Source organism: Amycolatopsis stemonae, from assembly GCF_054781455.1.
In genome coordinates this window covers 1,122,524-1,140,592 of the sequence record NZ_BAAGUJ010000001.1, presented here as the reverse complement: position 1 = coordinate 1,140,592, position 18,069 = coordinate 1,122,524, and the positions used below count along the sequence as shown (strand labels likewise).

General features: G+C 71.7%; 21 protein-coding genes. 12 read left to right on the top strand and 9 right to left on the bottom strand.

All coding sequences use genetic code 11. The annotated features are described in order from the left end of the window. Positions 1-11: 11 nt before the first annotated feature. On the bottom strand, positions 12-2,186 hold the full coding sequence (locus tag ACYVLJ_RS05655; protein ID WP_451969385.1) for a transglycosylase domain-containing protein: 2,175 nt from the start codon (positions 2,184-2,186) through the stop codon (positions 12-14). Positions 2,187-2,530: 344 nt separating this feature from the next. Here ACYVLJ_RS05655 and ACYVLJ_RS05650 point away from each other — a divergent pair, with 344 nt between their 5' ends. Beyond that, positions 2,531-2,827 carry a WhiB family transcriptional regulator gene (locus tag ACYVLJ_RS05650; RefSeq protein WP_451969383.1) on the top strand — a complete coding sequence of 99 codons (297 nt, stop codon included), beginning with the start codon at positions 2,531-2,533 and terminating at the stop codon, positions 2,825-2,827. 45 nt (positions 2,828-2,872) lie between these two features. On the opposite strand, the gene ACYVLJ_RS05645 is transcribed toward ACYVLJ_RS05650, so the two are convergent. From ACYVLJ_RS05645 to ACYVLJ_RS05635, 3 genes are read right to left on the bottom strand one after another with little or no spacing between them, the layout of a single operon-like run. Further along, on the bottom strand, positions 2,873-3,958 hold the full coding sequence (locus tag ACYVLJ_RS05645) for an ArsA family ATPase (protein WP_451969884.1): 1,086 nt from the start codon (positions 3,956-3,958) through the stop codon (positions 2,873-2,875). Positions 3,959-3,978: 20 nt separating this feature from the next. After that, positions 3,979-4,986: an ArsA-related P-loop ATPase gene (locus ACYVLJ_RS05640; RefSeq protein WP_451969381.1), complete on the bottom strand. Its 1,008-nt coding sequence runs from the start codon at positions 4,984-4,986 to the stop codon at positions 3,979-3,981. A gap of 21 nt (positions 4,987-5,007) precedes the next feature. Beyond that, positions 5,008-5,256, bottom strand: a complete 249-nt coding sequence (locus ACYVLJ_RS05635) for a hypothetical protein (protein WP_451969379.1) — start codon at positions 5,254-5,256, stop codon at positions 5,008-5,010. Positions 5,257-5,394: 138 nt separating this feature from the next. Between ACYVLJ_RS05635 and ACYVLJ_RS05630 the strand changes: the two genes are divergently transcribed. From ACYVLJ_RS05630 to ACYVLJ_RS05600, 7 genes are all read left to right on the top strand, one after another. Further along, positions 5,395-5,556: a DUF4177 domain-containing protein gene (locus ACYVLJ_RS05630; RefSeq protein ID WP_086679227.1), complete on the top strand. Its 162-nt coding sequence runs from the start codon at positions 5,395-5,397 to the stop codon at positions 5,554-5,556. Positions 5,557-5,561: 5 nt separating this feature from the next. Beyond that, complete coding sequence (locus ACYVLJ_RS05625) at positions 5,562-6,017, top strand: RidA family protein (protein ID WP_451969377.1); 456 nt, start codon at positions 5,562-5,564, stop codon at positions 6,015-6,017. Next, complete coding sequence (locus ACYVLJ_RS05620) at positions 6,017-6,643, top strand: hypothetical protein (protein ID WP_247058879.1); 627 nt, start codon at positions 6,017-6,019, stop codon at positions 6,641-6,643. Before ACYVLJ_RS05625 ends, ACYVLJ_RS05620 begins: the two co-directional genes overlap by 1 nt. Positions 6,644-6,679: 36 nt before the next feature. Further along, positions 6,680-7,834 (top strand): hypothetical protein, encoded by a 1,155-nt coding sequence (locus tag ACYVLJ_RS05615; protein ID WP_460437957.1) that lies wholly within the window; start codon positions 6,680-6,682, stop codon positions 7,832-7,834. Between the two features lie 108 nt (positions 7,835-7,942). Then, positions 7,943-8,761, top strand: a complete 819-nt coding sequence (locus ACYVLJ_RS05610; protein ID WP_451969373.1) for an NUDIX hydrolase — start codon at positions 7,943-7,945, stop codon at positions 8,759-8,761. Then, positions 8,758-9,528 (top strand): MBL fold metallo-hydrolase, encoded by a 771-nt coding sequence (locus ACYVLJ_RS05605; RefSeq protein WP_451969371.1) that lies wholly within the window; start codon positions 8,758-8,760, stop codon positions 9,526-9,528. The genes ACYVLJ_RS05610 and ACYVLJ_RS05605 overlap by 4 nt, the downstream gene beginning before the upstream one ends. Beyond that, positions 9,525-9,779, top strand: a complete 255-nt coding sequence (locus ACYVLJ_RS05600) for a glutaredoxin family protein (protein ID WP_451969369.1) — start codon at positions 9,525-9,527, stop codon at positions 9,777-9,779. The genes ACYVLJ_RS05605 and ACYVLJ_RS05600 overlap by 4 nt, the downstream gene beginning before the upstream one ends. A gap of 84 nt (positions 9,780-9,863) precedes the next feature. On the opposite strand, the gene ACYVLJ_RS05595 is transcribed toward ACYVLJ_RS05600, so the two are convergent. The 4 genes from ACYVLJ_RS05595 to ACYVLJ_RS05580 form a co-directional block, all read right to left on the bottom strand. Further along, positions 9,864-10,931, bottom strand: coding sequence for a DNA polymerase III subunit beta (locus ACYVLJ_RS05595; protein WP_460437956.1), 1,068 nt, complete (start codon positions 10,929-10,931; stop codon positions 9,864-9,866). A gap of 44 nt (positions 10,932-10,975) precedes the next feature. Continuing rightward, positions 10,976-12,232, bottom strand: coding sequence for an MFS transporter (locus tag ACYVLJ_RS05590; protein ID WP_460437955.1), 1,257 nt, complete (start codon positions 12,230-12,232; stop codon positions 10,976-10,978). Positions 12,233-12,634: 402 nt separating this feature from the next. Further along, positions 12,635-13,309 (bottom strand): Crp/Fnr family transcriptional regulator, encoded by a 675-nt coding sequence (locus tag ACYVLJ_RS05585; RefSeq protein ID WP_003081747.1) that lies wholly within the window; start codon positions 13,307-13,309, stop codon positions 12,635-12,637. 147 nt (positions 13,310-13,456) lie between these two features. Continuing rightward, positions 13,457-13,708: a hypothetical protein gene (locus ACYVLJ_RS05580; RefSeq protein ID WP_013230551.1), complete on the bottom strand. Its 252-nt coding sequence runs from the start codon at positions 13,706-13,708 to the stop codon at positions 13,457-13,459. Positions 13,709-13,934: 226 nt separating this feature from the next. Between ACYVLJ_RS05580 and nth the strand changes: the two genes are divergently transcribed. From nth to ACYVLJ_RS05560, 4 genes are read left to right on the top strand one after another with little or no spacing between them, the layout of a single operon-like run. Next, positions 13,935-14,618, top strand: a complete 684-nt coding sequence (gene nth / locus ACYVLJ_RS05575) for an endonuclease III (RefSeq protein WP_451969363.1) — start codon at positions 13,935-13,937, stop codon at positions 14,616-14,618. Beyond that, on the top strand, positions 14,615-15,214 hold the full coding sequence (locus tag ACYVLJ_RS05570) for a TlpA family protein disulfide reductase (RefSeq protein WP_460437954.1): 600 nt from the start codon (positions 14,615-14,617) through the stop codon (positions 15,212-15,214). The genes nth and ACYVLJ_RS05570 overlap by 4 nt, the downstream gene beginning before the upstream one ends. Continuing rightward, positions 15,211-15,909 (top strand): NUDIX hydrolase, encoded by a 699-nt coding sequence (locus ACYVLJ_RS05565; RefSeq protein ID WP_451969359.1) that lies wholly within the window; start codon positions 15,211-15,213, stop codon positions 15,907-15,909. Before ACYVLJ_RS05570 ends, ACYVLJ_RS05565 begins: the two co-directional genes overlap by 4 nt. A gap of 4 nt (positions 15,910-15,913) precedes the next feature. Continuing rightward, the gene (locus ACYVLJ_RS05560; protein WP_451969357.1) at positions 15,914-17,098 is read left to right on the top strand and encodes a MarP family serine protease; all 1,185 of its coding nucleotides are present in this window, start codon (positions 15,914-15,916) and stop codon (positions 17,096-17,098) included. Here the strand turns inward: ACYVLJ_RS05560 and ACYVLJ_RS05555 are convergent. Continuing rightward, entirely contained in the window at positions 17,095-17,976 is an 882-nt protein-coding gene (locus tag ACYVLJ_RS05555) for a TetR/AcrR family transcriptional regulator (protein ID WP_460437953.1), read from the bottom strand. The genes ACYVLJ_RS05560 and ACYVLJ_RS05555 overlap by 4 nt on opposite strands. Positions 17,977-18,069: the final 93 nt, after the last annotated feature.

Here is an 18,069-nt window from a genome sequence, read left to right as displayed (position 1 = left end):
CCCGGGCCGGGCTACCGGCCGCCACCGCCCATGTACTGCGGATCCGGTTGCGGCAGGTCCGTTCTCGGCTGGCTGTCGTCCATGATGTTCTTCATCGCGCCGAACCACGTGCGGGCCGGAGCCTTGCCACCGAAGATGTTCCCGCTGCCGCACACGCGGACGTTGCCCGGTCCGGCGTCGCAGATGCCGCCCTGACCGCCGCCGAACTTGAACGTCATCGCCGCACCCGCCAGCTGCGGGGTGCCGCCGACGAACGTCGCGGAGACGTTGCCCTGCGTCGTGCCCGTCTTGCCGATGATCGGCCGGTCCCAGCCGACCGCGGAGGCCGCCTGCGCCGACGTGCCGCCGGGCTGGTCGTCCTTGCTCATGCCGACGGCGAGCGTGTTCGCCAGGCCTTCGGGCACGGCCTGCTCGCACGCCGCTTCCTTGACCGGCACCGGCTGGCCGCTGCGGTCGGTCACGCCGGCGATCGGCGTCGGCGGGCACCAGACGCCACCGGACAGGATCGTCGCCGCGACGTTGCCCAGCTCGAGTCCGCTCAGCGGGCTGAAGCCGAGGGTGAACGCGCCGTATCCGGGAGACCGGCTGTCCGGCCCGTAGACCTCGGCCTGGCTCCGGCGCTTGCCCGGGTCGTCGGACTTCGGGTCGACCGTGCCGCCGCCGGGCGTGCTGGCCATCGTCTCGCGCATGCCGAGCCGCTTGGCCATGTCGATGCCGGGTGCGGTGCTGCCGAGCCGGTCCTCGAGTTCGACGAACGCGGTGTTCGGCGACGTCGCGAGCGCGATCTGGACGTTCGCGCCCTGGGCGATCCGGCTGTAGTCACCGGCGTTGCCGACGCAGTACCACCGCGAGTTCTGCGGCGGCCCGGTCTTCGGGCAGCTGTTGCCGCCACCGGTGAAGACGTGCGAGACGTAGGTGTCCGGCACGTCGACGGGCGAATAGATCCCCGCGACGCCCTTCTCCATCGCCGCGGCCGTCGTGAAGATCTTGTACGTCGACCCCGCACCGCCGGTGTTGTAGACGCCCGCGGGGAGCGCGTACGTCGTCTGCCCGGCGTCCTGGTCCTGACCGTAGTCGCGGTTCGCCGCCAGCGCGACGACTTCGTGTCTGTTCTTCCCGGGCCGGATGAGCGACAAGGTGTTCGCCACGTACGGCTGGGTTTTCTTGACCTGCTCCTCGGCCGAAACCTTCGCTTCGTGGTTCGCCTTCTCGTCCAGCGTCGTCTTGATCGTGTAGCCGCCGGTGTAGAGCTGGTCCTTCGTCATGCCGGACTTGATCAGGTAGTCCTCGACGTACTGGCAGAAGAACCCGGCTTCGGTGCCCGCGCCGATGCAGTTGGCGGCGGGCTTCGCGGGGAAGTCCGGCACGACGCCCAGCGGCTCGCCCTTGAAGCGGTCCGCGTCGGCCTTGGCCAGCTTCTTGTTCTCCACCATCCGGTCGAGCACCAGGTTGCGGCGCTGGGTGGCCTTGTCCGGGTGCTTCCACGGGTCGTTGTTGATCGGGTTGTTCACGAGCCCGGCCAGCAGCGCCGCCTGCGGCACCGTGAGCTTCTCGGGCGTGGTGTTGAAGTACGCGTGCGCGGCGGCGCCGATGCCGAAGATCTGCCGGGAGAACTCGACGATGTTCAGGTAGCCGGCGAGGATCTGCTGCTTGCTCAGCTTGGTCTCGAGCTGGATCGCGATCCGCGCTTCCTTCAGCTTGCGGGCGATCGACTGCTCCTGGGCCTTCTTCTGGCCGACCTGGTCGTTCCGGTACACGACGTTGATGAGGTAGTTCTTCACGTACTGCTGGGTCAGCGTCGAGGCGCCCTGGGTGTCCGCGCCGGTGCTGTTGCTGACGGCCGCGCGCAGCGTGCCCTGCCAGTCGACGCCGTGGTGGTCGTAGAACCGCTTGTCCTCGACGGAGACCAGGGCCCACTTCATGGCCTCGTTGATCTGGTCCGGCGTGATCGGCAGCCGGTACTGGTCGTAGAGGGTCGCGATCGGCTTGCCCGTGCTGTCCGTGACCGTGGTGACCAGCGGTGGCGGGATGTCGGCGAGGTCGGAGGAGGTCTTCTCCACCGTCTCGCTGGCCTGGTTGGACATGACGCCGGCCGCCCCCACGACGGGGAACAGCATTCCGGCCAAGAGCACCCCGGCGAGCAGGCAGAGGCCGATGAGCTTGAACAAACCATCCGCTTTTCGCACGAGGGCCAGGCTACCCGGAGTGAGTCAGGCGCCGGTGACGCCGTGTCTCCGGAGGTGTGAAATCAGTGACAAAACCGACCCCCTTCGGTGACATCTGGTAACGGAAGGCATTCTAGGTCTTGGCGGGGGGAACCGAGGGCCCCTACAGTCCGTCAACGTCTCACGAAGAAAAGCCGTCGGATGGATCAACGCGAGTGGGAGCTCGCCTGGTCCGAACGGCGGCACCGGCACCGGGGAGGTGCCCGGGAACCGACGTGAGCAGAGGGAGACACGCTCGCGGGGGCAAGGAGCGCAGTTGCCTTTCCCCGCTGGTGCGTCGATCACCAGGGTAGGGAGCTGGGGGTATGGAAACCAACCAGTCGAGCTGGCGAATCAACGCGTCCTGCCGGGACGCCGATCCGGACGGCCTGTTCGTCCGGGGCGCGGAGCAGAACCGGGCCAAGGCGGTCTGCATGGGCTGCCCGGTGCGCACCGAATGCCTCGCCGAAGCACTCGACGGCCGGATCAACTTCGGCGTGTGGGGAGGCATGACCGAACGGGAGCGGCGGGCGCTGCTGCGCCGCCGCCCCGACGTGGTGAGCTGGGCGGACCTGCTCGACGCGGCCAAGCGGGACGCGGAGGAGCGGGTCCAGGTCGGCTGAGCGGCCGTGGGCGGCGCGGCCCTGCCGGCGCGCCGCCCACGACGCTCAGCCGGCGAGCTTCACGCCGATGTCGCGCAGGCCGTCGAGGTCGTGCACGTCACCGGCCAGCGCGGGCACCCGGGCCAACGCCACCTCGGGGTGGGCCCGGGTGAACCGCGCGAGCAGCCGTTCTTCGCGGGCCGCCAGGTCGACGCGGTCCGCGTGCAGCCGCAGCACGGCCTCGGCCAGCGGCGCGCCCTGCAACGTGTCCGCGGCCGCGCGCGCCTCCGCGCCCGACAGCGAGGCCAGCACCGGGTGCGTCCGGTTCGCGATCAGCCCGGCCAGCGGCATCGACTCCGCCGACAGCCGCTCGACGAAGTAGGACGCCTCGCGCAGCGCGTCCGGCTCCGGTGCCGCGACCACCAGGAACGACGTCCCCGACGAGCGCAGCAGCTCGGCGGTCTTGCGGGCGCGCTCGCGGAAGCCGCCGAACATGCTGTCGAAGGCCTGCATGAACGCCGACGCGTCGGTCAGCAGCTGGCCGCCGATGATCGTCGAGACCGCCTTCGCGAACATCGAGAACCCGGCGTTGACGACCTTGCGCAGGCCCCAGCCGCCGGCCTTCGCCGGACCCGTCAGGAGCCGGATCATCCGGCCGTCCAAAGCGGACGAGAGCCGCGTCGGCGCGTCCAGGAAGTCCAAAGCGGACCGGCTCGGCGGGGTGTCCACGATGATCAGGTCCCAGTCGCCGGTCGCCGCGAGCTGGCCCAGCTTCTCCATCGCCATGTACTCCTGCGTGCCGGAGAACGACGTGGAAATGGTCTGGTAGAAGGGGTTCTTCAGCAGCTGCTCGGCGCGTTCCGGGCCGGCGTGCACGCGCACCATGTCGTCGAAGGTGCGGCGCATGTCGAGCATCATCGCCCACAGCTCGCCCTTGGGCTCGAACCCTTCGACCTGCACCTGCTTCGGGTGGTTGCCGAGTTCGCGCAGGCCCAGCGCCTGCGCGAGGCGCCGGGCGGGGTCGATGGTGAGCACGACGGTCTGGCGGCCGCGCTCGGCCGCGCGCAACGCCAGCGCCGCCGCGGTGGTCGTCTTGCCGACGCCGCCGGAGCCGCAGCAGACGATCACGCGGCTCTCCGGGTCGTCGAGCATCGCGTCGATGTCGATGGTGGTCACACCCGCACCCCCTGGTCGGTCAGGGCTTCGGCCAGGTCGTAGAGGGCCGCGACGTCGACGCCGTCGGTCAGGTCCGGCAGCTCGAGGGTGGGCAGGTCGGCCTCGGCGAGCTGCTCGCGCGCCCGCTGCTCGGCGGCGACCCGCACGGCGTGCTCGACGGTCTCCTCGACCAGCGCGTCCAGCGTCTCCTCCGGCAGCTTCAGCCCGGCGGCCGCGAGCCCGGAGCGGACGCGGGAGGCGTCGACGCGCCCGTCCGCGGCCGCGGTCACCGACCGGGCGGGCAGCCGCGGCGGCCGGACCCGGTTGACGAGCACCGCGCCCGGGCGCAGGTCGGCGCCGTCCAGCTCGGCCACGGCCTCGACGGTCTCGCGGACCGGCATCTCCTCCAGCAGCGTGGCCAGGTGGATCACGGTCTCGCCGGAGTGCAGCAGCCGCACGACGCCCTCGGCCTGGCCGCGGATCGGGCCGGTCTTCGCGAGGTCGGTCAGGGCCTTGGTGACGTCGAGGAACTTGACGACCCGGCCGGTCGGCGGCGAGTCGACGACGACGGCGTCGTAGGTGTGCCGCCCGTCGGACTCGGTGCGCCCGACGCACTCCTTGATCTTCCCGGTGAGCAGGACGTCCCTCAGGCCCGGCGCGAGCGTGGTCGCGAACTCGATCGCGCCCATCCGCCGCAGCGTCCGGCCGGCGAAGCCCAGGTTGTAGAACATCTCGAAGTACTCGAGCAGCGCGGCTTCGACGTCGATGTGCAGCGCGCGCAGCTCACCCCCGCCGGGGACGGCCGCGATGCGCTGCTCGGCGTACGGCAGCGGCTCCGTGTCGAAGAGCTGGGCGATGCCCTGGCGGCCCTCGACCTCGATGAGCAGCACGCGCCGGCCTTCGCGGGCGAGCGCGAGCCCGAGCGCGGCGGCCAGGGTCGTCTTGCCGGTCCCGCCCTTGCCGGTGACGAAGTGCAGCCGGGCACGGGCAAGCTCGTCGGTCCAGCCGGCATGGGAAGTGGTCACTTCTTCACCCTAAATCAGCGCTCAGCTGGCGAGCAGCATGACGCTGACCGCAGCGGCGACCGCCGCGACCAGCACCCAGGCGACGAGCCCGGGCAGCACGGTGAGGGTGAGCACACCGATGACGACCAGCAGCGTGAGGGTCACCACGCCGCCGACGGCGACCGAGCCGGAATTCTGCGTCCGGTCCCGCACCTTCGCCATCACGACGAGCACGAGGGGCAGCCCGGCCGCCGCGAGCAGCACGGTCGCGATCACGCGCCACGTTTCCACGGACCAACGTTAGCGGCCGCCCGGGCGGCGAGGGTGAGCGTGAGATGAACCACAGTCGGCGCGCGCGACGGCGCGTCGCGGGCCCGAATCCGGCGGCGGCCCCCGGCGCGCTTGCCCGCTTGGCTACGCTCCCGGGTCATGAGCGCCACCAAGTGGGAGTACGCGACCGTCCCCCTCCTGATCCACGCGACGAAGCAGATCCTCGACCAGTGGGGCGAGGACGGCTGGGAGCTGGTCACCGTGCTGCCGAACCCGACGGGCGAGCAGCACGTCGCGTACCTCAAGCGTCCGAAGGGCTGATCCGCGTGAGCTGGAGCGAACGGCTGAAGGAGCTCGGCATCGAGCTGCCCGGCGTGGCGGCCCCGCTGGCCGCGTACGTGCCCGCCGTCCAGAGCGGCAAGCACGTCTACACCTCCGGCCAGCTGCCCTTCGTCGACGGCGTGCTCGCCGCGACCGGCAAGGTCGGCGCGGAGATCAGCCCCGAAGAGGCGAAGGGGCACGCTCGCACTTCGGTGCTCAACGCGCTCGCGGCGGTGCACGCGCTGGTGGGCATTGACAACATCGCGCGGATCGTCAAGGTTGTCGGCTTCGTGGCTTCCGCGGAGGGCTTCACCGGCCAGCCGGCGGTCGTCAACGGCGCGTCCGAGCTCCTCGGCGAGGTCTTCGGCGACGCGGGCATCCACGCCCGCTCGGCCGTCGGCGTCGCGGAGCTGCCCATCGGCTCGCCGGTGGAGGTCGAACTGATCGTGGAGGTGCAGTGATGGACCCGGACATCGAGCAGTCCACCCACGAACTGCTGCTCCGGCTGGCCGGGCGGCTGCCCGACCAGCTGCTGTGGCGGTTCCGCGACTGGCTCGGCGAGGGTGCCATGGGCACGCTCGCCCGGACCCTGCCGAGGTCTTTGCTTAAGCACAGGATTGACCTCGACCAGACGGAGTACCGGCTGCTCGTGGCCGGGCTCATCCCGCACGGCGCCGACTGGCACCAGGTCAGTTCGACGCTGGGGGTAGACGACGTCACCGAGAACCGGTACACATTCACGTCGAGTGCGCCCGAATGGGTTAACTCGGTCGACTCCGTGTCCGTTTTGATCCACGCAACGTTGCGGGGACGGCCGGATGTGGGGGAAGTGCGGCAGAGCTGGCGGCACGTCGGCGTGGTCGGACAGGGCACCGCCAAGCGCGTCCTGCTGATCACCGCGCTGAGCGGTCTGCCGAGGTTGACCGGTGAACTGCAGCGGGTGCTGCGAGTGCTGGGCGACGAAGAGCCCAGCGTCGAGGTCATTCCGCCGCGCTTCGACCTGCCGGGGTACCACCGGGCCGCGCTGGCCGACTCAGAGCTGGTCTGCGTGGGCGCGGTGGCGGGGAACCGGCTAGTAGCCGCATAACGCTCGCCCGCCAGCGAGCTGGGAGGGAGCAAGGCAATGGTGGAGGTCCACGACGGCCCGCCCATGGACGGGTTCTCGGTGCCCCTGCGCCTGCACAACCTGTTACTGGCCCTGGCGGGCCGGATCGACGACAGCGCACTCACCGAAGCACGTGAGCTGATCGCCCGGGCGCACATCGACGAGGCGGTCGAGCTGACCACCGGCACGCTCATCGCGGGCCGGATCCCGGTCAGCTCCGCCGAGCAGCGCGAGCTGGCGCTGGTCCTCGAGATGAGCCGGTCCGACGCGACGCTGGCGAACGACCTGCTGGTCGACGAGGCCGAGCCGGTCAACACGCACCGGTTCACCGGCGAGAACTCCCCGGAGTTCGGCATCGCCGAGGCGCTCGACCGCACCCTGCAGGTGCTGCCGGACGTCCGCTCGGTGCACGCGGTGTGGCGCAACACCCCGGCCGGCAGCGTGCCGGGCGCGTTGCCGCAGCGCGTGGTGCTCGTCGAGCTGGGGCCGGAAGGCAACCCGCCGGCCGTCGCGTTCCGCGTCGACACGGCGCTGCGCCGGGCCGGCATCCACTCGGTCGTCGAGGTCAGCGGTCCGGGTGTCGCGCACTCCGAGTACCACCAGGCCGCTTCGGCGGCCGCGTCGCCGGCGTGGGTGACGGGCAGCCCGACGTCGAGCTCGTCGCCGTACCGCCCGGAGCCCGTCAAGCCGCCGGCCCCGGTGACGCCGGAACCGGTCGCGGAGTCGGGCAGCCGGCACAGCATGCGGTCGAGCGCCGCCACGGCGGCCCCGTCGGCTCCGCCCGAGCCGGTCGCCCCGGTGGTGCCGATCGTTTCGCCGCCGCCTCCTCAGCCGGCCCCGGAGCCGCCGCGCCAGTCGCGGTCGGAGCGGTCCGAGACGCGGGCCGAGCGCACCGCCGACCTGACGCCGGCCGAGGTCGCGCAGCTGCGGCAGGCGCTGGCCGAGGACCCGGAGAAGGGCCGCGAGATCGCCGCGGGCAAGCCGTCGATGCACGAGGTCGTCGAGCTGCCGGCGCTGGACCTGGACGACCCGAGCCTGAGCGAGCGCGACCGCGCGCTGCTGCGGGAGCTGCACGCCGAGCTGGCCGAGCGCGAACGCGCGGAGGCGGCGAAGATGCGGCTCAACGGCGCGTCCCGGTCCGGTGGTGACCAGCGCGGCTGGACCGCCCCCTAGGCCCGTCTCGGAAAAGGCGGAGCTTTCCCGTGAAAGCTCCGCCTTTTCCGTGTCCGGCGTGCCACAACCGCGCGACGGAACGCCGGGTACCGGAGGTATGTTTCCCCGGTGGAGCAGCCAAAGGAGTTTGTCTTCGACATCCCCGTCGGCGCCGGGGTAGCCACCCGCGCGAACGCCGACGGGCCGCCCGCCGTCCCCAAGGACGCGGCCACCGTGATCCTGGTCCGGGACGGCGCCGACGGCGTCGAGATCTTCCTGCAGCACCGGGTCAAGGGCATGCCGTTCGCGGGCGGGATGACCGTCTTCCCGGGCGGCGGGGTCGACAAGCGCGACGCCGACGCGTCGGTCGCCTGGGCCGGCCCGGAACCCTCGTGGTGGGCTTCGCGCTTCGGCTGCGACGACGCCCTCGCGCGGGCGCTGACCTGCGCGGCGGTCCGCGAGACGTTCGAGGAGTCCGGCGTGCTGCTCGCGGGCAGCGCGGACGCGGTGCTCACCGACGTCTCGCCGTACGCGGCCGCGCGCCAGGCCCTGGAGACGCGCGAGGTGTCGCTGGCCGCCTTCCTCGCCGACGCCGGGCTGACGCTGCGGGCCGACCTGCTGCGCCCGTGGGCGCACTGGATCACGCCCGAGGAGGAGCCGCGCCGCTACGACACCCGCTTCTACGTCGCGAAACTGCCCGAGGGCCAGCACGCCGACGGCGCGACGTCGGAGGCGGCCGGCTCCGGCTGGCAGCGCCCGGAAGCCGCGATCGCCGACGCGCGCGAAGGCCGTCGCATGCTCATGCCGCCGACCTGGCTGACACTGAGCGAACTGGCCGAGTTCGCCACGGCCGACGACATCCTGAACGCGCCGCGCGAGATCGTCCGGATCGCGCCGACGCTCGTCCAGGAGAACGACCAGGTCCGCGTCGTGCTGGAGCAGCGATGACCGCCCCCGCCTACGGCGTGCTGCGCCAGGTGTCCGAGACGGCTTCGGTGCTGCTGGAGAACAACCCGTCGTCGATGACGCTCGAAGGCACGAACAGCTGGGTGCTGCGCGCGACGCCGTCGACCCCCGCCGTGGTCGTCGACCCGGGCTACCGCGACCTCGAGCACCTCGAACTGCTGGCCGCGGCCGGCGAGGTCGAGCTGATCCTGCTGACGCACTTCCACCCCGACCACGCCGAGGGCGCGCCGTGGCTCGCCGAGCGGGTCGGCGCGCCGGTCCGGGCGTTCGACCCCTCGCTGTGCGTCGCCGCCTCATCCTTTGTGGATGGTGAGGTCATCGACGCCGGCGGGCTGTCGATCCGCGTGCTGCACACGCCCGGCCACACCGACGACTCGGTGTCGCTCGTGCTCGACGGCCAGGTGCTGACCGGCGACACGATCCTCGGCCGCGGCACGACCGTGTTGCACGACCTCGGCGACTACCTGCGCTCCCTGCGGAAGCTGATCGAGCTGCCGGCGGGCCTGCTCGGGCTGCCCGGGCACGGTCCAGAGCTCCCCGATCTCCCCGCTACCGCCCGTGCGTACCTTGCCCATCGGGAACAGCGGCTGGACCAGGTGCGTTCGGCCTTGAAGACGCTGGGGGCGGACGCCACGCCGCGCCAGGTCGTCGAGGTCGTGTACGCCGACGTCGACCGGGCGCTGTGGGCGCCCGCCGAACTGAGCGTGCAGGCGCAGCTGGACTACTTGCGGTCGGAGGAACAGGGATGAGCAACGTCGAGGTCGAGTTCTACTGGCGCCCGGGGTGCGGATTCTGCGCCGCGCTGGACCGGCCGATGTCGAAGAGCGGCTTCAACGTCCGCAAGATCAACATCTGGGAGGACCCGGACGCCGCCGCACGCGTGCGCGAGGTCGCGAACGGCAACGAGACCGTGCCGACCGTGATCGTCGGCTCGACGGCGATGGTCAACCCCTCCTTCGCCGAGGTGGAGGCCGCGGTCAAGGCAGCTGCGGCGGGCTGATCGCGCCGGCCGCGTTCCGTGGAGGAAGGCGGCCCACACCTTCGTCGTTGAAGGCGGCCCAGTGCGTCGTGTTCACCGCCGGGCTCATCGGCTGAGCATCGGCATCAGGTAGTAGGTCAGCTCCACCTCGCCGGGACCGGGGTCCGCCACCCGGAGGATGCATGCTCGCATCCCCGGCTGGATCGACAGCGTCACGCGCTCGCCGGTGAATGCGTGCAAGGCGTCGAGGAGGTACCTCGCCTGGAACGACGGGGAGGTCCGGCCTCCGCCGACGTCCGCCTTCAGGGTCTCCTCCGCTTCGCCCGTGTCTTGGCGGGTGCTCGCCAGGCGGACCTGGGCGTCGCCCACCTCCAGGGTCAGGACTCGCCGGTCCTCCGCGTACACCCCGACGCGGCGGACCGCCGCCGCCAGGGCGTCGGCGTTCAAGGTCACCGTGGTGTCGACCGTGCCTGACGGGATCGAGTCCGCCGAGAGGAAGCCCGCGTCCAGGACCGCCGTGCCGATCAGGCCGCCCTCCCAGCTCAGGCCGAAGCGGCCCGGGCCCGCGTGCAGGCCGACCGTGCCCTTCGCCTGGCGCGCGGCCTCCGTCAGCAACGTCGCCGGGACCAGGACGTCCAGTGCGCCGGGGGTGCGCAACGGCAGGCGGGCCACGGCCATCCGGTAGCGGTCCGACGCCGTCAGGGTCAGGTGCTCGGCCGCCTGGAGCCGGACGCCGGTGAACAGCGGGAGCGGGTCGTCCTTCGCCGCCGTTCCCGCGACGATCCGAAGCGCCGACGCGAACGCTGCTCCGTCCACTTCGGACACCCGGACCGGCTCGGCGTCCGGTGGGGTCGTTTCGGCGGTCAGGAGTGGCAGCGCGAAGCGGGCGTTGTCGAGCCGCAAGGCGAGGCGGCTGCCTTCGACGACCAGGCGGACCAGCTCGGCGTCGAGCATCTTCAGCGTCTCGGCCAGCGGTGCCGCCGGGACGACGACCTCGCCGTCGGTGTGCGAGGTCGCCGGGCAGGCGAACCGGACGGTGAGATCCGGGTCGCTGCCGGCGACCGTCAGCCCGGCCGCGTCCGCCCGCAACCGCAGCCCGGCGCGGGCGGGCAGCAGCCGGGCAGCGGCGGAGACAGCCGCCGAGAGGCGGTGGGCAGGCGCGGTGACGTCCATACCCGCCAAGCTAGCGGCGACCACCGACAAAAACGGCGCGAGACCTACCGGCCCGCACCGACCAGCGAAGGCGACTCGACCGCCGACGCTTGCCGAGGCGCGCGGACCGTCCCGCGCAGCTGCCAGACGGCCACCGCCAGCACCAGCCCGGCCACGCTCGCCGCGAGGAACGCGGCGGACGGCCCGGCGTGCTCCACGACGTACCCGCTGACCGACTGCCCGGCCGCCAAGCCGAGCGTCACCGCCGTCAGGACCCAGCCGAACGCCTCGGCGGCCGTCCCGGCGGGCGCGACCACCTCGATCGCCGACGAATGGGCCGTCGACTGCGGCGTGATCAACGCGCCCGCCAGCAGCATCATCAGCGCCAGTCCCCACAGCGACGACGGCCACGCGAGCAGCGCCACCAGCGCACCGAACGCGCCCAGCAGCGCCGGCAGCCGCAGGCCGAGCCGGCGCGGCCACGGGCGCAGGCTGTACGCCACACCGAACGCCACCGAGCTCAGCGACCACGCCGAAAGCAGCAGGCCACCCACGGACGCGTGACCCGCCTCGGTGGCCGACGCCGGCACCGCGACCTCGACGAAGCCGATCACGATGCCGAAGCCGAGCGCGGCCAGCGCCAGCGTCCGCATGCCCGGGCTCGCCAGCGCACCCAGCAGCGTCCCCGAGGAAGAGGCCGACGGACCCCACGAGCGGACCGCCGGGCTCAGCGCGAACATCACCGCGCCGGTGAACTGCAGCGCGACGCCCAGCACCAGGCCGGTACCCGCCCACGGCGCCATGACCAGCAGCCCGGCGAGGCCGGGGCCGAGGATGAAGAACACCTCCATGCTGATCGCCTCGTACGAGAACGCGGCGTTGCGCGCGCCACCCGGAGGCAGCAGACGGCTCCACAGCGCGCGCGAAGCCGAGCCGACCATCGGCTCGGACAGCCCGGTGACCGCACCCAGCGCGACCATCACCGGGGTCGGCGCGTGCGACTCGATCGACGTCACCAGCGCGGTCATCGACAGCGCCAGGGTGACCGCGACGACGAGCAGCGGCCGCGTCGGGCCGAAGCGGTCGATCAGCCGGCCCTGGATCACCGCGCCCACCGACACCCCGACGAGTGAACCGGCCGAGACGAGCCCGGCCGCGGCGAAGGAGCCGGTCTCGCGCTGGACGTAGAGCAGCGCCGAGATGCCGATCATCGCGATCGGCAGCCGGGCGAGCACCGACGCGACAGCGGGCCGCCGCGCCGCGCGGGTCGTCAGCGCGCTGCGGTAATCGGCCAGAGTCGTACGACCTTCGGAGTGGGACACGCGTACCAGTATGCCGCAGAGTGGTACGTGGGTACCAGTTATTTGCGGGTCAGCTGCGTCACCAGGTCTCGATCGGGTAACACTCGCGATATTCTCCGTGAACCCGTGCAACGAAACAGCCGGGTCAGCGTCCTTGAGAGTGAATGGCCTTGAATTCGTGGGTATGGGCCGTGATGGTTGAACAACAGCAGAGAACCCAGCTCCCTCCGGCATATGGGTCGGGGCCTGGTCCGGAGGGCGGGGAGCGCGGATCGTCGGGGGATGGTCCGCGCGACAAACGAAGAGCCGGTGCGCCACGTCGGGGGTGGCGCCCGGCTCTTTGTTTGTAACCAGCACCGTTTTTACATCAAGCCATGAAGAAGGCCCCTCGGCAAGCCGAGGGGCCTTCGACGTGAGAGAGACTCAGCGAGCGCGGCGAGCCAGCCGCTCGGGGTCCAGGATCAGCACGCTCTTGCCCTCGAGCCGCAGCCAGCCGCGGTGGGCGAAGTCGGCGAGCGCCTTGTTGACGGTCTCGCGCGAGGCGCCGACGTACTGGGCGATCTCTTCCTGCGTCAGGTCGTGCGTGACCCGCAGCAGGCCGGCTTCCTGGCTGCCGAAGCGCTGCGCGAGCTGCAGCAGCGCCCGCGCCACGCGGCCGGGGACGTCGGTGAAGATCAGCTCGGCGACCATGTTGTTCGTCCGGCGCAGGCGGCGCGCGACCACGCGCAGCAGCTGCTCGGCGATCTCCGGCCGGGTCGAGATCCACTGGCGCAGGGCCGGGCGGTCCATCGTGACCGCGCGGACCTCGGTGACCGTGGTCGCGCTCGACGTCCGGGGGCCGGGGTCGAAGATGGACAGCTCACCGAACATGTCCGACGGGCCGAAGATGCCCAGCAGGTTCTCGCGGCCGTCCGGGCTCTTGCGGCCGATCTTCACCTTGCCGGACTGGATGATGTACAGCTTGTCGCCGGGTTCACCCTCGTTGAAGATGACATGGCCGCGGGGGAACTCCACGGATTCCAAGGTCTGGGCCAGCGCCTCCGCCGCTGCCGGCTCCACACCCTGGAAAATGCCCGCACGGGCCAGGGTTTCGTCCACCTCGGGTGCCTCCTCGTCGAGAAACGTTCACGCCCTCCCGTGGCTGGAAGGGCGTGACGCCGATCACTTGCGCGTCAGTCTAGGGCGTACTCGCGAGATCGCCTGTCGGACGCGCGCCCGCCAGATGATCTCGTTCGAACGTGGAGCCTAACTCCGCACGCGTCGCGCGCGTAGCCTGGCTGCCCGTCCGCCCAGCCTACGCAGCCGGAACAGCTCGAGCGCGCGGCCGATGCCGTGCCCGTAGAGCGCCCGGACCTCGTTGGGCTGCGCCTGCTCGAGGAACTCTTCGACCTCGTTCTCCTGCACCGCGACGTGCTTGAGCCGGCTTTCGACGCGCTCCATGAACAGCGCGAAGAACATGATCACCAACGGGACCAGGATGACGAACCAGACAGTCATGACCGGACCCCGAAACACTCGATGAAAAGCATCTACTCCAGATCCTCGCTCATGGCGGCCGGAAAACTGCGCCGAGGTGGTGCTCTGGCGTGTCGGTCGTCCACCGGTCAGTCACCGGCTCGTCCGACGGCGCCCGTAGGCTATCGGGGTGCCACCTGCCACCACGAACGCCCCCCGTGAGGCCGCTGGTGAAAGCCGGTTAGCTCTGGTGAGACGCGCCAGGCGGATGAAGCGTTGCCTCGACGACGTGTACCCCGACGCCCACTGTGAGCTCGACTTCACCACGCCGCTGGAACTGCTGGTCGCGGTCGTGCTGTCCGCACAGACCACCGACGTCCGGGTGAACCTCGTCACGCCCGCGCTGTTCAAGCGCTACCGGACCGCCGCCGACTACGCGGGCGCCGACCGCACCGAGCTGGAGGAGTACCTGCGCTCCACCGGCTTCTACCGGGCGAAGGCGAACTCCGTGATGGGCCTCGGCGCGGCGCTCGTCGAGCGCTTCGACGGCGAGGTCCCGGCCAAGCTCGACGACCTGGTCACCTTGCCCGGCGTCGGCCGCAAGACGGCCAACGTCGTGCTCGGCAACGCCTTCGACGTCCCGGGCATCACCGTCGACACCCACTTCGGCCGGCTGGTCCGGCGCTGGGGCTGGACGGCCGAGGAGGACCCGGTCAAGGTCGAGCACGCGGTCGGCGAGCTGATCCCCCGCAAGGAGTGGACGATGCTCTCCCACCGGGTGATCTTCCACGGCCGGCGTGTCTGCCACGCCAAGAAGCCCGCCTGCGGCGCCTGCCCGCTGGCCAAGGACTGCCCGTCGTACGGCACCGGCCCGACCGGGTTCGAGGAAGCCGCGAAGCTGGTCAAAGGCGTCGAAAAGGACCACATCCTGGCGCTGGCGGCGCCCCGGTGACGAGAGTCACCAAGTGGGCGCTCGCGGCCGCCGTGGTGGCCGTGGCGCTCATCGTCGCGTTGCTCCCCCGCGGGGGTGGTGACAGCGCCGCGAAGCCGTCCGAAGACCTGGCCCCGGCCCGGTCCGCGGCGGCGCTCCAGCCGTGCCCGGCGCCGGGCTCGGCGCAGCCGGTGAAGCAGCTCGAGGGCGTCAAGGCGGACTGCCTCGGCGACGGCGCGGGTGTCGACGTCGGGCGCGCGCTCGCGGGCGCTCCGGTGCTGGTCAACGTGTGGGCGTCGTGGTGCCAGCCGTGCCGGACCGAGCTGCCCGTGCTCCAGGAGTACGCGAAGCAGCCGGGGGCCGTGCGGGTGCTCGGCGTCCAGGTGCAGAGCCCGGCGAAGGACGGCTTGAACCTCCTCGCCCAGCTGGGCGTGCACCTACCGTCGGTGTTCGACGGCGACGGGCGGACCGGGCCCGTCCGGACGGCGCTCGAGGTGCCGTCGTCGCTGCCGGCGTCCTACCTGGTCACCGCCGCCGGTGACGTGCGGTTCATCGCGAATCCACGCACCTTCGGGAACACTGACCAGGTGCGCGCGGCAGTCGAGGGAGCATCGTGATCGGACCACTGGTCGAGCCGGACTCCGTCCCCGAGTGGCTGCGGCCGCTGGTCAAGGTCAGCGGCGAAGTCGATTCGAAGACGTTCACCCGGTTCAGCCCGCCCGAGGACGCCTACACGCGCCCGGCCGCGGTGCTCATCCTCTTCGGCGAGCGCGAGGCCGACGGCGAGCCCGACGTCCTCCTGCAGCGCCGCGCCGACACGCTGGGCTCGCACGCCGGGCAGGTCGCCTTCCCCGGCGGCGGCGCCGAGGAAGGCGACGGCGGCCCGGTCGGCACCGCGCTGCGCGAAGCCGAGGAGGAGACCGGGGTGGTCCCGTCCGGCGTCCGGCCGGTCGCGGTGCTGCCGGAGCTGTTCGTCCCGGTCTCGAAGTTCGCCGTGACGCCCGTGCTGGCGCACTGGGAGACCCCGTCGCCGGTGCACGCGGTGGACCCGGCCGAGACGGCGTCCGTCGCCCGCGTGCCCATCGCCGACCTCGTCGACCCGGCCAACCGGTTCACCGTCCAGAAGGCCGGCGCGCCGTGGAAGGGGCCGGCCTTCGAGGTCGCGGGCCTGTTCGTCTGGGGATTCACCGCCGGGTTGCTGTCCGTCCTCCTCGGCCTGGGAGGCTGGGAGCGCCAATGGGACCCGGGCGACGTCCGGGACCTCGACGAGGCGCTGGCCGCCTACCGGGCACGAATTACGGGCGAGGAGTGACGCGGTGAACTGGGTCGATGTGCTGGTGCTGCTGCTGGCCGTGCTGGCGGCGGTGTCCGGCGCATACCAGGGCGTGATCATCGCGCTGCCGTCGCTGGTCGGCGTGGTGCTCGGCGCGGTCGTGGGGATCAAGCTCGCGCCGGTGGTGGTCTCGTTCTTCGACGACCCGGTCTGGAAGGTCGCCTTCGCGGTCGCGACCGTGGTCTTCCTGGTCGCCTTCGGCGAGGCGATCGGCGTCTACGTGGGGCGCAAGCTGCGCCAGAAGATCAACCCGGACAAGCTCTCCGGCATCGACAAGACGCTCGGCGCGGTCGTGCAGGCCGCCGTCGTGTTCGTGGTGGCGTGGCTGATCGCGACGCCGCTGACGACCGTGTCCGGCCTGCCCGGGCTGGCCAAGGCGATCAACGGCTCGGTGGTCCTCGGCAAGGTCAACGACGCCATGCCGGAAGCCGCCCAGGGGTTCCCGAGCCAGCTGCGCAAGCTGCTCGACGCGTCCGGCTTCCCGTCCATCGTCGACCCGTTCCAGAAGGCCCCGACGGCCGACACGTCGCCGCCGGACCCGGCCCTGCAGACCAGCTCGACGGTCCAGCAGCTGCACGGCAGCGTCGTCAAGATCCGCGGCAGCGCCAGCTCGTGTTCGCGGTCCCTGGAAGGCAGCGGCTTCGTGATCTCGCCGCAGCGGGTGATGACGAACGCGCACGTCGTGGCCGGGACCGACACCGTCGGCATCGAGACGACGCAGGGCGACTACCCGGCGCGCGTCGTCTACTTCGACCCGGAGGTCGACATCGCGGTGCTCGCCGTGCCGCGCCTGCGGGCCGAGCCCCTGCAGTTCGCGCCGGAAACCGCCCGCGCGGGGGACAGCGCGATCGTGCTCGGCTACCCGCTCGACGGCCCGTACCGGGCGACGCCGGCCCGCGTGCGCGGCCGGATCAACCTGCGCGGCCCGGACATCTACGACGCCAACACGGTGCAGCGGGACGTCTTCACGGTCCGCGCGGAGATCCGCAGCGGCAACTCCGGCGGCCCGATGGTGACGCCGGATGGCCGGGTCATCGGCGTCGTGTTCGGGGCCGCGGTCGAGGATCCGGAAACCGGTTTCACGCTCACGGCCGAGCAGGTGCGGGCGGAGGTCGACGCGGCGCCGTCGCAGTCGACGAACGTGTCCACCGGCTCCTGCGCCGCCTAACGCCCGTAGCGCAGCGCGAGGCCGTCCAGCAGCGCCCGCATGCCCGACTCGAAGATGTCGTCCAGGACGAGGTCGTAGCCGGTCTCGCCGAGTTCGCCGAGCATCCGGGTGAAGGTCGGGTACCCGCTGGTCACGGCCATCATCGCCGGGGTCTGGCGGTTCATCCAGTCGTCTTCGGACAGTCCGGACGACGCCAGCGCGTTCTGCTCGCGTTCCAGATGGATCGCCACGCCTTGGACGTGGCTGAAGAACACCACGTGCAGGTCGCACAGGGTGGCCGCGTCGACGCCCAGCTGCGTCAAGGCCGAGAGCGTGCGCTCGCCGTGCGCCGCCAGGTTCCGCAGCGGCAGCGGCCGGGTGATCGGGGTGAGCTGGGCCAGCCAGGGGTGCCGCCGGAAGATCTCCCAGAGCGTGCGGCCGACGAGCAGCAGCCGCTCGCGCCAGCCGGACGGCAGGGTGGCCGGGTACTGGCCTTCGCCGTACGCCGCATCGGCCATCAGCAGGACCAGTTCGTCCTTCCCGGTGACGTACCGGTAGGGCGCCATGGCCCCGACGCCGAGCCGCGCGGCGATGCCCCGCATCGACAGCGCGGCCAGCCCCTCGGCGTCGGCGACCTCGATCGCCGTGCGCACGATCCGGTCACGCGTCAGGCCGCGCTGACCACCGCGGCGGTCACGGCCGGCGACGACCGTGCCGGACCGCGGCTCCGCGCGCACCAGGCCTTCCTGGCTCAGCAGGGCCAGCGCCTTGGCCGCGGTCGCCATGGCGACGCCGTGGTCGGTGGCGAGCCGCCGGGTCGAGGGCACGCGGGCGCCCGGCGGGAGCTCGCCGCGCACGATCCGGCCACGCAGCTCGTCGGCGATGGCCACGTACTTCACGGCTGCCTCCTGACCTAGTACAGCCGGCCATCTGTACTAGGACAGATTTAGCTTTCGAGCTGCATGAACTCCACAGTGGGCGCAGACAAGCGT

What these genes read in the sequence shown, in the direction of transcription:
- ACYVLJ_RS05650 (WP_451969383.1), top strand. Translation starts at nt 2,531, where the DNA reads ATGGAAACCAACCAGTCGAGCTGGCGAATCAACGCGTCCTGCCGGGAC.
- ACYVLJ_RS05645 (WP_451969884.1), bottom strand. Translation starts at nt 3,958, where the DNA reads ATGCTCGACGACCCGGAGAGCCGCGTGATCGTCTGCTGCGGCTCCGGC.
- ACYVLJ_RS05630 (WP_086679227.1), top strand. Translation starts at nt 5,395, where the DNA reads ATGAGCGCCACCAAGTGGGAGTACGCGACCGTCCCCCTCCTGATCCAC.
- ACYVLJ_RS05620 (WP_247058879.1), top strand. Translation starts at nt 6,017, where the DNA reads ATGGACCCGGACATCGAGCAGTCCACCCACGAACTGCTGCTCCGGCTG.
- ACYVLJ_RS05615 (WP_460437957.1), top strand. Translation starts at nt 6,680, where the DNA reads ATGGTGGAGGTCCACGACGGCCCGCCCATGGACGGGTTCTCGGTGCCC.
- ACYVLJ_RS05605 (WP_451969371.1), top strand. Translation starts at nt 8,758, where the DNA reads ATGACCGCCCCCGCCTACGGCGTGCTGCGCCAGGTGTCCGAGACGGCT.
- ACYVLJ_RS05600 (WP_451969369.1), top strand. Translation starts at nt 9,525, where the DNA reads ATGAGCAACGTCGAGGTCGAGTTCTACTGGCGCCCGGGGTGCGGATTC.
- ACYVLJ_RS05595 (WP_460437956.1), bottom strand. Translation starts at nt 10,931, where the DNA reads ATGGACGTCACCGCGCCTGCCCACCGCCTCTCGGCGGCTGTCTCCGCC.
- ACYVLJ_RS05580 (WP_013230551.1), bottom strand. Translation starts at nt 13,708, where the DNA reads ATGACTGTCTGGTTCGTCATCCTGGTCCCGTTGGTGATCATGTTCTTC.
- nth (WP_451969363.1), top strand. Translation starts at nt 13,935, where the DNA reads ATGAAGCGTTGCCTCGACGACGTGTACCCCGACGCCCACTGTGAGCTC.